Consider the following 14,347-nt stretch of genomic DNA (forward strand, 5'->3'; position numbering starts at 1 on the left):
GGGTGGCGCGCACGCCGTGCGATGCGCGCGTCGCGGTCATCGGGACGGCAGCGCGACCAGGCCCGCTCCTACCAAAGCAGTGCAGTGACCAGGCCGTTGTAGGAGCGGCCCCGGCCGCGATGCCGTCCCGATAACGCCTGGCCCTCGAGCGCCCACGACATCACTCAGGCCCCCGGTCCGCCTCAAGCACGCAATCTGCGCGGAGGAGCGCGTTCACGCGCGGCGGGACATCACCAGTCACGTTCCCTCGACTGGCAGCACCGGTGATGTTCCCTGGCGCGCAAGCGCGCCGTAACCGCGAGGCCTGCGCATACGCCGTTGTAGGAGCGGCCCAGGCCGCGATGCCGTCCCGATAACGCCTGGCCCTCGAGCGCCCACGACATCACTCAGGCCCGCGGTCCGCCTCAAGCACGCTAATCTGCACGGAGGAGCGCGTTTACGCGCGGCGGGAATCACCAGTCACGTTCCCTCGACTGGGCACCACCAGTGACGTTCCCTGGCGCGCAAGCGCGCCGTAACCACGAGGCCTGCGTATACGCCGTTGTAGGAGCGGCCCAGGCCGCGATGCCGTCCCGATGACGCCTGGCCCCCGAGCGCCCAAGACATCCAGCAGCCCCACACTCCGCAGCTACACGCGACTCTCAGCGCGCGACGGGCATCACCGGCAACTCCTCGCGCACTCGCGTGCCCTGGCAACAGCCGCTTCCGGCAGCCGATCCCATCCAGCTCAGCGCGGCCGCGTCACGGTGCCACGCAGGCCTCGTCCTTGCCGCGTAGTTTTTCCCAGCGCGAGCGTTGTTCCAGGCAGCGCTCGTAGGCCTGCTGCCTTGCTGCCCTGGCCTGATCGGCCGCCGTGCGCGTGGCACTGCTGCGCGCGGCCTGCAGCTGCGCAATCTTGGCGCGAATCTGCGGCATCACCGCCATGGCGGCGCGTTCGCCTTCCAGGATCGCAGCGCTGCGCTGGTTGAAATTGGCCGAGCCGATATCGTTGACCTTGGGGCGCACCACCACGTCCGCGCGCTTGAGTTCGGCCTCGCCCAGGCGCTGGCCCATGATCGAGATGGACTGGTTCACCGTGCCCAGCAGGTCGCCCGGATTCTTGCCGCTGGCCTTGCTGGAGATATCCACCGCCACCACGAACTCCGCGCCGAGCTGGCGTGCGGCATCCACCGGCACCGGGCTCACCACGCCGCCATCGACAAAGTGGGACTGCCCGATGGTCACCGGCTCGAACACGCCGGGAATACTGCTGGACGCCCGCACCGCCTGGCCGGCATTGCCGCGCACGAACACGGTGCGCTCGCCATCTTCCAGGCGCGTGGCGACGGCGGCAAACGGCTTGCGTAACTTTTCGATCGGCTTGCCGCCCAACTGGTCGTTGACGTAGTCCTGCAGCTTCTGGCCCTGTACCAGGCCGCCGGAAAACAGCCGCACGTCGCGGATGCTGGTCTGGTCCAGCGCCACCGCCTTTTCCTGCATGTCGAAGGCCGTCATGCCGCTGGCATACAGCGCGCCGACCACGCTGCCGGCACTGGTGCCGGACACCACCACCGGGGCAAACCCGTTGGCTTCGAGCATCTTGATCACGCCGATATGCGCAAAGCCCTTGACGGCGCCACCGCCAAGCGCGATCCCGATCTTGACCGGCTTGGCTGCCGTCGCCGACGGCGGCTGCACCACCGGCGCGGGCAGGGCCGGGCGTGGCTCGCCACCGCAGGCCGAGAGCAGACCGAGCAGGGACAACAGGGCAAGCGAGCGGGGGCGGCGAAGCGCAGTCATGGCGAAAACGTCGATGGGAAAGGCGAGGGAGAATACACGCGCGCTGCCACTGCTGCTGCAGTGATTGGCGAGGGTGGAGCTAATTCAAAACGGCATCATCTGCAGGCCTTGCATTCCCTTCTCCCACCGGGAGAAGGTGCCCCGTAGGGGCGGATGAGGGTACGCGCGAAGTGTCATGCATCCATTCCGAAGAGTGGCTTCGCCCCGTACCCTCACCCCAACCCCTCTCCCGCAGGAGAGGGGCTTTGATTCCCTTCTCCCGCCGGGACATTGTCCCCCGTCATGGGGGAGAAGGTGCCCCGCGGGGGCGGATGAGGGTGCGCCTCAGGCACCTGCCAGGGCCTGGAGTGACAAACGCGTCGCCACGCGCCTTGAGAAGTGACACGACGATTGCTTCGCCCCGCACCCTCACTCGCTAAATCACCACCACGCCAACCCGCCGCAGCACCCACTCAGAACCGGTTATCCCCATCCAGCAGCCGGCCCAATCCGCCCAGCACCGAGCCTTCGCCGCGTTGCTGGCCGCCGGCTTGCGGAGCGGCCTGCAGCATGCGGCCAGCCATGCGCGAGAACGGCAGCGATTGCAGCCAGACCTTGCCCGGGCCGGTGAGGGTGGCCAGGAACACGCCTTCGCCACCGAAGAACATGCTCTTCAACCCGGCCACGCGGCGCACGTCCATGTCCACGCCGGCGTGATAGGCCACCACGCAGCCGGTGTCCACGTCGATACGCTCGCCAGGGCCAAGCTCACGTTCGACAACCGTGCCGCCGGCATGCACGAACACCCAGCCGTCGCCTTCGAGCTTTTGCATGATAAAACCCTCGCCGCCGAACAGGCCGGTGAGGATCTTGCGCTGGAAGGCGATGCCCAGCGACACGCCGCGCGCGCCGGCCAGGAAGCTGTCTTTCTGGCAGATCAGCTGGCCGCCATGCTCGGACAAGCGCAGCGCCAGTACCGTGCCCGGGTAGGGCGCGGCGAATGCGACCTTGGCCTTGCCGCTGCCGGCGTGGGTGAACACGGTGGTGAACATGCTCTCGCCGGTGACCACGCGCTTGCCGGCCGACAGCAGCTTGCCCATCAGCCCGCCACCGCCGCTCTGGCCGGCATGCGAGCCGTCGCCGAACACGGTGTCCATCTGCACTGCCGAGTCCTTGTACATCAGCGCACCGGCCTCGGCGATGGCGCTCTCGCCCGGGTCCAGTTCCACTTCGACGAACTGCATGTCGTTGCCGACGATGCGGTAGTCGATCTCATCGGCGCGGCCGGCCGCGCCGGTCAGCGGTGGCGGCGCACTGCCGCCGCCCTGCAGTTCGGCCAGCTGACGGGCCGGAGTCCAGCCATCGAGCCCATCGCGCCAGGCCAGTGCGTCGGGTTGGCGCTGCGCGTATACGCGGGCATTGGCAGCGTCGAGCGGGCCGATGCGTTCGGCCTGTCCGGGAACATGGAAATACCACTGGGCCATCGGGACGACTCCTGTCTGTAGGTGCGGCGAGTCTAAGCGCAACCGCAGCGGCGGCGTCCCGTGTCCAAGGTCATGCGCTGGGTGCAGGTGGGCACGGTGGCGGGGCGTCCCACGCGCAGCACCGTGCATCGCAGGGCATGCAGCACATCCGCGCCACACACACGCGCATCGGCGTGCGACGGTGCGATGCGAGCCAAGGACCAGCGCGCGCCAGCACGGACCGACATCGCAGCAAGACACGTTCACGCGCTTGCAACCTGGCAAGCCACCGTAGCCATCGGAAAAAGCGCGGATTGCAGCCGCGTCGGCTATCCACGCCGCACATGCGTGGCTACGCACACACCGCAGATCCGCATCGGTGCCCGATTGCGTCTGACAGGCAGGCGCGCAGGATCACCCTGCAGCTCTCACTCCCCAACGCTCGCCCAATAGCGCTCGCCATCGCGATGCACGCGTACCGGGCCATCGAATACCGCCGACAGGCTGGCATCGGTCAGCACGGCATCGCGCGCGCCGTCGGCCACCACCTTGCCCGCGCGCAACAGGATCACCCGCGCGATCTCCGGCACGATCTCTTCGATGTGGTGGGTCACCAGCACCAGGGTGATGCCCTGGCGGGCGAGATGACGCATCGTGTCCAGCAGGTGCTGGCGCGCCACCAGATCCAGGCCGGTGGAGGGCTCGTCCAGCAACAGGGCGCGCGGGCGGTTGACCAGGGCGCGTGCGATCAGCACCCGGCGGGTTTCGCCGGCCGACAGCTCGGCAAACGGGCGGTCCAGCAACGGCAACGCCTGCGCCAACGCCAGTGCTTCGCGGGCACGGGCGCGCATGCCGTCGTCGATCTCCCGATGCGGTGGCACCACATAGCTGGCGAAGAATCCGGACAGCACCGCGCTCTCCACATCCAGCCCCGGCATGTCGGCCAGGTTGACGCTCAGATCGCTGGTGACGATGCCCAGCTGCGAGCGCAACCGGTCCACCTGCCAGCGCGTCTGCCCCAGCACCTTGACCGAGGCCTGTCCGTCGCCGCGTGCCAGCGGATACAGCTCGCGGGTGATGAGTTTGATGAAGGACGATTTGCCGCAGCCGTTGGGTCCCAGGATGGCGGTGTGCTGGCCCAGCGCGATGCGCAATTGCAATGCATGCAACACGCGAACCTGGCCGCGCATCACACTCGCCTGGTCGAGTTCGATCAACGCCGGCGCGTCGGCGGGTGCAGCGGCAACATCGGTAACAACAGTCATACGGAAGGCATCAGGCAGTAGGGAAGACAGACGTGTGAACCGCTTTAGGAATGTAGGGGTGACCCTACGCTTGCGAAGGGTGAAGTTTGCCGCGATCGCCCCCATCATGTCTGCATCGACCAACGAGATGCGCCGCCGTGGACCTGCCGATGTTGTCCGACCCGATCATCGACTTCCTGACCGCCGGCGTGGCCGGGCTGGGCGTGTGGGGCATGCTCGCAGTGCTGCTGGTGTTCACCCAGCTCACCATCTTCTCGGTGACCTTGTACCTGCATCGCAGCCAGGCCCACCGCGGCGTGGATTTCCATCCGGTGGTGGCGCATTTCTTCCGCTTCTGGACCTGGCTCACCACCTCGATGATCACCCGCGAGTGGGTGGCGATCCATCGCAAGCATCACGCCAAGGTGGAGACCGAAGAAGACCCGCACAGCCCGCAGACCAAGGGCATCTCGCAGGTGTTCTGGCGCGGCGTGGAGCTATACCGCGAGGCGCGCGCGCAGCGTGCCGACATCGAGCAGTACGGCAAGGGCGCACCCACCGACTGGATCGAGCGGCACCTGTACACCCCGCATGCCAATGCCGGCCCGGTCGCCTTGCTGGTGCTCAACACGGTGCTGTTCGGTCTGCCGGGCATCGCGCTGTGGGCGATCCAGATGGCGTGGATTCCGTTCTGGGCCGCCGGGGTGGTCAACGGCCTGGGCCATTGGTGGGGCTATCGCAATTTCGAATCCGCCGACACCTCCACCAACCTCACCCCGTGGGCGTTGTGGATCGGTGGCGAAGAACTGCACAACAACCACCATGCCTTCCCGAGTTCGGCGCGCTTTTCGATGCGGCGTTGGGAACTGGATATCGGCTGGATCGCCATCCGTGGATTGCAGGCCGTGGGGCTGGCCAAGGTGTTGCGCGTGGCGCCGTCGCTGGATATCCGCCCCAATATCGCCGTGCCCGATGCCGATACGCTCAAGGCGCTGTTGTCGCATCGCTTCCAGGCCATGACCGACTACCAGCGCAATGTGCTCAAGCCGGCGTTGCGCGAGGAGGCCGCCGCCACCGGCGCCAAGCTGCGCGAGCTGTTGCCGCGACGCTTGCGCAAGGGCCTGGTCGATGACGGGCGCTGGCTCAAGCCGGACGCGCGCGCGCAATTGCAGGCCTGGGTGGCACAACGCCCGCGCATGCGCACCCTGGTCGAGTACCGCGCACGGCTCAGTGCGGTGCTGGAGGCCCGCAGCCACGATGCATCCGAGCGCCTGAAGCAGTTGCAGCAGTGGTGCCACGAGGCCGAAGCCAGTGGCAATGCAGCGCTGCAAGCCTATGCGGCGCGGCTCAAGGGTTATGCGCTGAGTGGGCCGTAAGCCCGGCGTCACGCGTATTGCCGTGAGTGCGCGTGCGTTGCATCGTCTGGCGCCGCCTGCGCTGCCGATGGCCTGCGTTGTACTGGCCTGCCTTGTACTGGCGTGGGTGCCCGCAGCGCATGCCCAGGTGCAGGACAGCCAGGAATATCTCAAGCGCATGGACAGCGATGGCGATGGCCGGGTCAGCCGCGATGAATATGTAGCCTGGATGAGTTACGCCTTCGATCAGCGCGATGCCGATCACGACGGCGTGCTGCAGGGCGAAGAGTTGCCCGGCCGCCGCGGCAAGCCGATTACCCGCACGGCGCACCGCGCCAGCCTGATCGAGCGATTTGCGCGGCAGGATGCCAATGGCGACGGCTATCTGAGCGCACGCGAGCTGCTGGCGCCGCCCCGCTGATGCCTACCTTCGCGCCCGGCTGACGTCGGCTTGGGCAAGCTCGAGCGCATGTTCACTCTCGATCAGGTCAGCCGGCATTACGGCCAGTCCATTGCGCTCGACAACGTCACGCTGACTGTTGCACGCGGTGCGACCACGGCGTTGATCGGGCCGAGCGGCGCCGGCAAGTCCACCGTCCTGCGCATGCTGGTCGGGCTGGAATGGCCCGACAGCGGCAGCGTCACCTTCGATGGAACGCCGCTGGCGCGTGCCGGCCTGCAGGCGCAGCGCCAGCGTATCGGTTATGTCATCCAGGAAGGTGGCCTGTTTCCGCACATGGACGCGCGCAGCAATGTGGTGTTGCTGGCACGGACCCTGGGCTGGCCGCGCGAGCGCATCCAGGCGCGGCTGGAGAGTCTGTGCACGCTCTGCCAGCTGCCGCCGGCATTGCTGGCACGCTACCCGGCCGAACTCTCCGGTGGTCAGCGGCAACGCGTTGGCCTGATCCGTGCCCTGATGCTGGACCCGCCGGCGCTGCTGCTGGACGAGCCGCTGGGCGCCCTGGACCCCATCGTGCGGTACGACCTGCAGGCGCAGATGCGCGAACTATTCGCCCAGCTTGGCAAGACCGTGGTGCTGGTCACCCACGACGTCGCCGAAGCCGCGTATCTGGCAGACACGTTGGTGCTGATGCGCGCCGGCCGCGTGGTGCAGCAGGGCAGTGCGCAGGCCTTGCTCGCGCAGCCGGCCGAGCCGTTCGTGCAGCGCTTTCTCAGCGCGCAGCGCAGCATCGGCGACGCGGCATGATCGCGCGCGTGCTTGCCATGGTGATGTTGCTGATCTGCAGCAGCGGCGCGTCGGCCGCCGGGGTGACGGTGGGCTCGAAGAATTTCACCGAGGCGGTGATCCTGGGCGAGATCGCCACCGCTGCCGGCAAGCGCGCTGGCGTGGACGTGCAGCACCGCGCCCAGCTCGGTGGCACCCGCATCCTGTGGCGCGCGCTGGAAACCGGGCAGATCGACGTCTACGCCGAATACACCGGCACCCTGGCGCAGGAACTGCTGCAGCTGCCCACCGCCAGCCAGGCCGAACTGCGTGCGGCGCTGGATGCACGTGGCCTGGCGATGACGCAATCGCTGGGTTTCGAGAACAACTATGCATTCGGCATGCAGCGCGAGCGGGCACGCGCGCTGGGCATCGCCACCTTGTCCGATCTGGCCCGTCATCCAGCCCTGAAGATCGGCCTGAGCAACGAATTCATGCAGCGCGCCGACGGCTGGCCCGGCGTGCGTGCGGCGTACGCCTTGCCGCAGACCGCCACCGGGCTGGATCACGATCTGGCTTATCGCGCACTGCAGAGCGCAGCGATCGAGGTCACCGATCTGTACAGCACCGATGCGGAGATTCCGTATTACCGGCTGCAGGTGCTGCGCGACGACCGCCATTACTTCCCGGAGTACCAGGCGGTCTTTCTGTATCGCAAGGATCTGGCACAGCGCGCACCGGCAATGCTCAAGGCGCTGCAGGGCCTGCAGGGGCGTATCGACGAAGCCACCATGCAGCGGCTCAACGCACAGGTGAAGCTGGAGCGCCAAGGCGAGGCGGCGGTTGCGGCGCAGTGGCTGGGCGTGGCGCCGGCCACGCAAGCCGATTCGCGTTTCAGTCGATTGTTGCGTCACACGCGCGACCATCTGGCATTGGTCGGCGTTTCGCTGGGCTTGGCGCTGCTGATCGCCTTGCCGCTGGGCGTGCTGGCCGCACGGCGGCCGCGTCTGGGCCAGTGGGTGCTGTCGTTGACCGGCGTGCTGCAGACGCTGCCGTCATTGGCCGTGTTCGTGTTCATGATCCCGCTGTTCGGCATCGGCGCGAAACCGGCGATTGCGGCGTTGTTTCTGTATAGCCTGCTGCCGATCGTGCGCAACACCTACGCCGGGCTGACCTCGATCCCACGCGAGCTGCGCCAGACCGCCGAAGCGATCGGCGTGCCTGCGTGGACGCGCCTGTGGCGGGTGGAGTTGCCGCTGGCGCGCCGCACGATCGTGGCCGGCATCCAGACCGCCGCGGTGATCAACGTGGGCACCGCCACGCTGGGTGCCTTGATCGGTGCCGGTGGCTATGGCCAGCCGATCCTCACCGGCATCCGTCTGGACGACATCGGCCTGATTCTGGAAGGCGCGATCCCTGCGGCGGTGCTTGCGCTGATCGTGCAGGCGCTGTTCGAGGGGCTGGAACGCTGGGTCACCCCGCGTGGTTTGCGCATCAGCCGTGCCTGAACGTGTAGGAGCGGACCCGGCCGCGACGGGGCGTTACCGATACACGGCTTTATCCCGTTAATGCCTGACAACGCTCGGTAACGCCCGTCGCGGCCGGGTCCGCTCCTACAGGCGCGGCTTCATGCCTCTGGCAGCGCTGCGATGAGACCTGACAGCGCCTCACCGGTGACGCTCAGGTGCGGTGCGATACGCAGGCGTCCGTGCCGCTGCGTGCAGATCGCCCCGCGTTCGCCAACGGTCGTTGCCACGGCCTCCAGCCGGTGTGCCGGCGGCTGCAGGGCGGTCAGGTGCGGCGCATGCGCGGGCGTGGACCAGCTGCCCAGACCGCGTGCCTGCAGGGCCGCGTCCCACTGCGCGGTGAGCGCGCCAAGCGCCGCGGCGATTCGCGCAGGTTGCCAGGCAAGCACTTGCTGCAAGGCGGCGGTGGCCATCGCGATCCTCAACGGGTCGGCCACCCCGCCGGCATCGAAGCGACGTGCTCCCTCGCGGTAGTGCGGTGCCTGCGCGATGGGGAATTCCCAACTGCTGCCGGCATCGCGGCCGATCCAGTGCTCCTCGATCGGCACCCCATCGACGCGCCACGGCGCTGCCACCCACAGCCACGCCAGACCCATCGGCCCCAGCAGCCACTTGTGGCCGACGCTGACCACGAACGCCGGCCGCCAGCGCGGCAGATCGGTCGGCAACACGCCCAGGCTCTGGCTGACGTCCAGCACCAGCGCCGCACCGCGTGCATGCACCGCCGCGCTGATGCGGTCCAGGTCCAGTTGCCGTCCGTCCAGCCAGTACGCATGCGGCAGGCTCGCGATGCGCAGCGCCGGTGTGCGCTCGATGGTCTGCAGCACCGCCTCGCTCAGGTCGGCGCCGCTGTTGGTCGGCACCGCCACGAGGTGCGCACCGACCTCGCTGCACCGCCGCTGCCAGATCAGCAGGTTGGACGGAAACTGCCCGTCCAGCACCAGCACCGCTTCACCGCGCTGCAACGGCAGATTGCGTGCGGCCGTTGCCAGCCCATGCGCGGCCGATGGCAGCATCGCCACCGCGTCGGCATCGCCATCGAACACTTGCGCAGCCAACCCACGCAGCTGCTCGATGTCCCGCACCCACGTATCAAACGGCAACCGCCACGGCGTGGCCATCGCCTCGACGGCCTCATGGGCAATGCCCTGCACCGCACGCAGCAGTGGCCCGCGAGAGGCAGCGTCCAGATAGATGACCTCATCGGGCAGCGCAAACGCCTGTTGGCGGTGCGCCCAATCGAAGGGGGCGGGGAACGAACTGGACAGCGAAGACGTCGGCATGCCAACAGCTTACCGCTGGCTGCCATGCCGCCGACACGGCGCGTTCACGGGCGCTGACCAAGCATACGGCGATGTCTGCAACCTCACCCCTGCTGGTCGATCGCCAGCAACAGCAGTTGTCCCTGCTGGAACGCTATGCGCAGACTCGCGCGTTGAGCGATCGCCTTGCCGCACCGTTGAGCGCCGAAGATGCGATGGTGCAGAGCATGCCCGATGCCAGCCCCAGCAAATGGCATCTGGCCCATACCACCTGGTTCTTCGAACGCTTCGTGCTGCAGGCCGACCCGGCGTATCGCGTGTTCGACCCGGCATGGGATTTCCTGTTCAACAGCTACTACCAGAGCGTTGGCCCGATGCACGTGCGCGCGCGTCGCGGCGTGTTGTCACGCCCGTCGCTGCAGCAGGTGCGCGACTACCGTGCGGCCGTCGACGGGCACATGCAGCAACGCCTGCAGGAGGGACGGCTGGACGCGCAGGCCTGCACCATCGTGCAGTTGGGCATCCAGCACGAGCAGCAGCATCAGGAATTGCTGCTGACCGACATCAAGCACGCGCTCTGGAGCAACCCGCTGCAGCCGGCCTACCGCAATGCGCCGGCACCGCCTGCCGCCATTGCCAGTGCGCTGCGCTGGCACGCGCGCGACGAGCAGATCATCGAGATCGGCGCTGCCGCATGGCCGCACTGCGACAGCTTTGCCTACGACAACGAATCGCCGCGTCACCGCGTGCTGGTGGGCGCGCATGCGCTGGCGCATCGGGTCGTGACCAACGCCGAATTCCAGGAATTCATCGACGCCGGTGGCTACCGCAGTGCCGGCGCATGGCTCAGCGATGGCTGGGCCATGGTGCAGGCGCAAGGCTGGCAGCACCCGCTGTACTGGGACGCGGACGGGCGCGAGTTCACCCTGGATGGCTGGCGCGTGCGCGATCCGCATGCGCCGGTCTGTCATCTGAGCCTGTTCGAAGCCGATGCCTTCGCGCGCTGGGCCGGCGCGCGCCTTCCCACCGAAGCCGAATGGGAACAGGCCGCGACCGGCGTGCCGGTGCAGGGCAATTTTGTCGACGGTGATGCGCTGCACCCACGGGGCGCCGAAGCCGTGGATACCGGGTTGCAGCAACTGTTCGGCGATGTCTGGGAATGGACCGGCAGCGCGTATCTGCCGTATCCGGGCTTTGCGCCGTGGCCTGGTTCGCTGGGCGAATACAACGGCAAGTTCATGAACGCCCAATGGGTGTTGCGCGGCGGCAGTTGTGCCACGCCGGCAAGCCATATGCGCGCCAGTTACCGCAACTTCTTCCCCTCCGATGCGCGCTGGCAATTTGCCGGCGTGCGCCTTGCCAAGGATCTGCCTTGAACGCCGCCGCCCATGCCATGCAACGCGCCCATGCCGCGCTGACCGATCTGCGCCCGCAGCCGGACGACATCACTGCCGATGCCCTGGCCGGTCTGTCGCAGACGCCCAAGACGCTGCCGTCGAAGTATTTTTACGACGCCCGCGGGTCGGAGCTGTTCGAAGCCATCACCCGGCAGCCGGAGTATTACCTCACCAGCACCGAGCTGGGCCTGCTGGAGGCCAGCATGGCCTCGATCGCGCAGGCAATCGGCCCCGGTGTGCATGTGGTGGAATACGGCAGTGGTAGCGGGCGCAAGACCGAGCTGCTGCTGCAGGGCCTGCGCGATGTGGTGGCCTACACGCCGCTGGAAATCTCGCGCACCGCGCTGCTGGACAGCACCGCGCGGCTGGCCCAGCAGTTTCCACAGATCCAGATGCTGCCGGTCTGCACCGACTTCACCAAGCCGCTGCGTCTGCCTGACGCACAGCGCCCGGCGCGTCGCCACGTGGTGTTCTTCCCCGGCTCGACGCTGGGCAATTTCACCGACACTGCGGCGGTTGCGTTGATGGATGCCATGCGCCAGACCATGGGCAGCGACGGCTGCGCACTGATCGGCATCGACCTGGACAAGGACGCCAGCCTGATCGAAGCCGCCTACAACGATGCGGCCGGGGTCACCGCCGAATTCACCTTGAACCTGCTGGCGCGCCTCAACCGCGAGATCGGCAGCGACTTCGATCTGGGCGGCTTTCGCCACCATGCGGTGTATGCGCGCGAGCGCGGCCGCATCGAAACCTTCCTGATCAGCCAACGCGCGCAACGCGTGCAGGTCGGCGGCCAGGACATCGCGTTTGCCGAGGGCGAGGCGATGCAGGTCGAATACAGCTACAAATACACCGACGCGCGCTTTGCCGAGCTGGCCGCCGCGGCGGGGCTCAAGGTCACGCACGGCTGGAACGACGCCAAGGACTGGTTCGGCCTGCGCCTGCTGCGTCCCCTGTAATGACGCGGTGCAGGCGTGCAACCGCCCGATGACGCACAGATTGCCGCGCTGATTCGGCACTTGCTCACGCAACGGCAGCCCGAGCAATCGATCTGCCCATCAGAGGTTGCGCGCGCACTGAGCGATGATGCGTCTGTGTGGCGCACCCTGATGCCGCAGGTGCGCGCGGTAGCGGCGGCGGCCGCAGAGGCCGGCGTCGTCCGTGTCACCCAGCAAGGCAGAACCGTGCAGCTGCCCGGCGTACGCGGGCCGATCCGCTTGATGCGCGGGCTGCAATTTGAATGAGGTCCCATTGATTGGATGCGCCAGCTGCCGTGTGTAACGGTATTAAACCAATTAGTCCTGCTGCAACAGCTTGCGCATACGGCTGCATGCGTTGGCGATTTCCTCCACCAGAGCATCCAGGATCGGGTGCGTGACGTCTTCTCGCGCAAGCGAGGCAAGGAGTTCTTGCGCTCGATCGGGCATGTCGCTAACGGCCCCGCGCATCCATGCAAGGCAATCAGATGCATCCAGGCGCAATGTGCTGGCGACCTGTATCCAGTCGCTTGGACGGATGTCCCACCAGCGATAATGGCTGCCCATCTTCATTGCCAGTTTGATCCGACGTCGCTGCAGCTGGGGATACGGCAGAGCGCTGGAAATGTCGTATAGCGGCGCCAGGCGAACCTGCCTACCCTCGCCGAGCAGCAGTGAATAGTTTTTCGCATGCGCATCGGTGCCGCCGATCAGGTAATTGAAGACCAGGGCCTGGAACAAGGTTTCGACGTCTTGCCGCGGTTGCGATGAGTGCGTCCACAATAGCTGCGACATCGCCTCCACTCCAGGGCCGCCCTGGTTCTGATACTTGATGTGCGGCATCACTCCCAGCGCCTGGCAGATATCTTCCTGGTGGATGCGCAGCAGTGTTCCTTCGATATGGAGACGGTCGTAGCGCTCGACGCAAATGGCGGTCTCCTCGCCGAAGCGCAGCGCCTGGCAGGCCGCAGTCGGTAGCCCGATGCTGCGCGCCAAGCGTAGGCAGAACAGTTCGTTCTCGACGAACCCGTCGTATTCGCCGCTAGGCGGTTTGAGGATGTGTGTGGTCGGGATGCGTCCGGCCGGGATGGCCCACTGCCGACCATCGTGCAGCAAGGCAATCTTCGCCTGCGCGCCGGCCAGGCTGAACTGACCGACGTCATCGACCTGACGTGCTGCGCCAACGTCGCGACGCAGTCTGCGCAGGCGCGTTTCCAGTTCGGCATCCGTCAGAACTTCGATGCTATCGCTGGCGCCGGACAGCACGTCCTCGAGCCGGTCTTCGGTTATGAATTGCACCGCGCCGGCACAGTCCTCACCGACGTGCGACAACAGGGCGAGTGGGTTGCGCGGCGAAACCTGAAATCTGGATGCCCAGCTTTGCAATGTAGTTTCGTTGTCAGGCAGCAAGCCCCACAACACCGCACCAACGGCCGCAGTTGGGTGATCTTCCCGGCTGAGGGGAAGATTCAATGAAAGCGGTAGCGCGTTCTTCGATTGTTGCCAATCGCGTGTGTAGGCAAATAGCGGGCGGCCATGCGCGTCGGAGCTCAGATGACCGATCACTTGGTCTCCAATCAACGTCAATAGCCTCATTGATCGTCCTTCTTCTTCGAGGCGGACGTGATGGCGGATTTTTTTGCCGTATTACCGACCTTCGGTTCATCGAGCACCGAAAACTGCTTTTTCAAGACCCCGTGTGCAGGATGCCGCTTCTGGAATGTATCGATAGTCGAGTACGAGGTTTTGAATGCTTGTTGCGACAGGGCTGAGAACGACCTGGGAGTGGCGCTGTTCGATGGATGAGAAATGCCGGTGCCTGACGGCAGGTTGCCGCGGTTACGTTCAAGGATTGCATCAAGATTGATCGATGCGGCGGGGATGGGATTGAGCATCTCGCGCTCCTGCGCCTGAACGGAGTCCGGGCTCAGCGCTAGCTGCAATCCCAGAACGCGCAGCGCCCTTAGGATCAATTGCAGCTCGGCGCGCGGCTTGCCCTTCTCGATGTCGACGATCCACTGTCGGCTCACACCGATCTCCCTGGCAAGGCGAGCCTGATCCCAGCCAAGGTACTTGCGCCTTGCGCGAACGACGTTGCCTATATCGGAAGGGGTGCGCACGGTCTCCATGAAGACAAATGTAAGCGATCGACGACACTGACGCAATGTCGGCGATCGCTTACATTTAAGCTGAAATC

At 66.5% G+C, this 14,347-nt stretch carries 13 protein-coding genes; 7 read left to right on the forward strand and 6 right to left on the reverse strand.

Annotated features, from left to right (window positions below; genetic code table 11):
- Positions 1-741 precede the first annotated feature (741 nt).
- The 3 genes from RZV17_RS00920 to RZV17_RS00930 form a co-directional block, all read right to left on the reverse strand.
- On the reverse strand, positions 742-1,779 hold the full coding sequence (locus RZV17_RS00920) for a patatin-like phospholipase family protein (protein ID WP_355606429.1): 1,038 nt from the start codon (positions 1,777-1,779) through the stop codon (positions 742-744).
- A gap of 452 nt (positions 1,780-2,231) precedes the next feature.
- Positions 2,232-3,242, reverse strand: a complete 1,011-nt coding sequence (locus RZV17_RS00925; RefSeq protein WP_047695922.1) for a TIGR00266 family protein — start codon at positions 3,240-3,242, stop codon at positions 2,232-2,234.
- A 407-nt stretch (positions 3,243-3,649) separates the two neighbouring features.
- Entirely contained in the window at positions 3,650-4,486 is an 837-nt protein-coding gene (locus tag RZV17_RS00930; protein WP_047695925.1) for an ABC transporter ATP-binding protein, read from the reverse strand.
- A 149-nt stretch (positions 4,487-4,635) separates the two neighbouring features.
- Here RZV17_RS00930 and RZV17_RS00935 point away from each other — a divergent pair, with 149 nt between their 5' ends.
- The 4 genes from RZV17_RS00935 (at position 4,636) to RZV17_RS00950 (ending at position 8,493) form a co-directional block, all read left to right on the forward strand.
- Complete coding sequence (locus RZV17_RS00935) at positions 4,636-5,841, forward strand: fatty acid desaturase (protein ID WP_166751857.1); 1,206 nt, start codon at positions 4,636-4,638, stop codon at positions 5,839-5,841.
- A gap of 67 nt (positions 5,842-5,908) precedes the next feature.
- The gene (locus RZV17_RS00940; protein ID WP_166743796.1) at positions 5,909-6,241 is read left to right on the forward strand and encodes an EF-hand domain-containing protein; all 333 of its coding nucleotides are present in this window, start codon (positions 5,909-5,911) and stop codon (positions 6,239-6,241) included.
- A gap of 48 nt (positions 6,242-6,289) precedes the next feature.
- On the forward strand, positions 6,290-7,027 hold the full coding sequence (locus RZV17_RS00945) for an ATP-binding cassette domain-containing protein (protein ID WP_355606434.1): 738 nt from the start codon (positions 6,290-6,292) through the stop codon (positions 7,025-7,027).
- Entirely contained in the window at positions 7,024-8,493 is a 1,470-nt protein-coding gene (locus RZV17_RS00950) for a glycine betaine ABC transporter substrate-binding protein (protein ID WP_355606437.1), read from the forward strand. The genes RZV17_RS00945 and RZV17_RS00950 overlap by 4 nt, the downstream gene beginning before the upstream one ends.
- Before the next feature lie 119 nt (positions 8,494-8,612).
- On the opposite strand, the gene RZV17_RS00955 is transcribed toward RZV17_RS00950, so the two are convergent.
- Positions 8,613-9,794 (reverse strand): aminotransferase class V-fold PLP-dependent enzyme, encoded by a 1,182-nt coding sequence (locus RZV17_RS00955; RefSeq protein WP_355606439.1) that lies wholly within the window; start codon positions 9,792-9,794, stop codon positions 8,613-8,615.
- Positions 9,795-9,865: 71 nt separating this feature from the next.
- On the opposite strand from RZV17_RS00955, the gene egtB reads away from it, so the two are divergent.
- The 3 genes from egtB to RZV17_RS00970 are packed head-to-tail and all read left to right on the forward strand — an operon-like array spanning position 9,866 to position 12,417.
- Positions 9,866-11,149, forward strand: coding sequence for an ergothioneine biosynthesis protein EgtB (gene egtB, locus RZV17_RS00960; RefSeq protein WP_355606442.1), 1,284 nt, complete (start codon positions 9,866-9,868; stop codon positions 11,147-11,149).
- Entirely contained in the window at positions 11,146-12,132 is a 987-nt protein-coding gene (gene egtD / locus RZV17_RS00965; protein ID WP_355606445.1) for an L-histidine N(alpha)-methyltransferase, read from the forward strand. The genes egtB and egtD overlap by 4 nt, the downstream gene beginning before the upstream one ends.
- 15 nt (positions 12,133-12,147) lie before the next feature.
- The gene (locus tag RZV17_RS00970; RefSeq protein ID WP_355606448.1) at positions 12,148-12,417 is read left to right on the forward strand and encodes a DUF3253 domain-containing protein; all 270 of its coding nucleotides are present in this window, start codon (positions 12,148-12,150) and stop codon (positions 12,415-12,417) included.
- Positions 12,418-12,468: 51 nt separating this feature from the next.
- Here the strand turns inward: RZV17_RS00970 and RZV17_RS00975 are convergent, their stop codons facing one another.
- Together RZV17_RS00975 and RZV17_RS00980 are read right to left on the reverse strand one after the other, a co-directional pair.
- Positions 12,469-13,746 carry a type II toxin-antitoxin system HipA family toxin gene (locus RZV17_RS00975; protein WP_166751626.1) on the reverse strand — a complete coding sequence of 426 codons (1,278 nt, stop codon included), beginning with the start codon at positions 13,744-13,746 and terminating at the stop codon, positions 12,469-12,471.
- Complete coding sequence (locus RZV17_RS00980; protein ID WP_355606452.1) at positions 13,743-14,279, reverse strand: helix-turn-helix transcriptional regulator; 537 nt, start codon at positions 14,277-14,279, stop codon at positions 13,743-13,745. Before RZV17_RS00980 ends, RZV17_RS00975 begins: the two co-directional genes overlap by 4 nt.
- Between the last annotated feature and the right edge of the window lie 68 nt (positions 14,280-14,347).

This window comes from Xanthomonas cannabis, assembly GCF_040616535.1.
Lineage (GTDB): Bacteria > Pseudomonadota > Gammaproteobacteria > Xanthomonadales > Xanthomonadaceae > Xanthomonas > Xanthomonas cannabis.

What these genes read in the sequence shown, in the direction of transcription:
- RZV17_RS00920 (WP_355606429.1), bottom strand. Translation starts at nt 1,779, where the DNA reads ATGACTGCGCTTCGCCGCCCCCGCTCGCTTGCCCTGTTGTCCCTGCTC.
- RZV17_RS00940 (WP_166743796.1), top strand. Translation starts at nt 5,909, where the DNA reads ATGGCCTGCGTTGTACTGGCCTGCCTTGTACTGGCGTGGGTGCCCGCA.
- RZV17_RS00955 (WP_355606439.1), bottom strand. Translation starts at nt 9,794, where the DNA reads ATGCCGACGTCTTCGCTGTCCAGTTCGTTCCCCGCCCCCTTCGATTGG.
- RZV17_RS00930 (WP_047695925.1), bottom strand. Translation starts at nt 4,486, where the DNA reads ATGACTGTTGTTACCGATGTTGCCGCTGCACCCGCCGACGCGCCGGCG.
- RZV17_RS00935 (WP_166751857.1), top strand. Translation starts at nt 4,636, where the DNA reads ATGTTGTCCGACCCGATCATCGACTTCCTGACCGCCGGCGTGGCCGGG.
- RZV17_RS00975 (WP_166751626.1), bottom strand. Translation starts at nt 13,746, where the DNA reads ATGAGGCTATTGACGTTGATTGGAGACCAAGTGATCGGTCATCTGAGC.
- RZV17_RS00945 (WP_355606434.1), top strand. Translation starts at nt 6,290, where the DNA reads ATGTTCACTCTCGATCAGGTCAGCCGGCATTACGGCCAGTCCATTGCG.
- egtB (WP_355606442.1), top strand. Translation starts at nt 9,866, where the DNA reads ATGTCTGCAACCTCACCCCTGCTGGTCGATCGCCAGCAACAGCAGTTG.
- RZV17_RS00950 (WP_355606437.1), top strand. Translation starts at nt 7,024, where the DNA reads ATGATCGCGCGCGTGCTTGCCATGGTGATGTTGCTGATCTGCAGCAGC.
- RZV17_RS00925 (WP_047695922.1), bottom strand. Translation starts at nt 3,242, where the DNA reads ATGGCCCAGTGGTATTTCCATGTTCCCGGACAGGCCGAACGCATCGGC.
- RZV17_RS00980 (WP_355606452.1), bottom strand. Translation starts at nt 14,279, where the DNA reads ATGGAGACCGTGCGCACCCCTTCCGATATAGGCAACGTCGTTCGCGCA.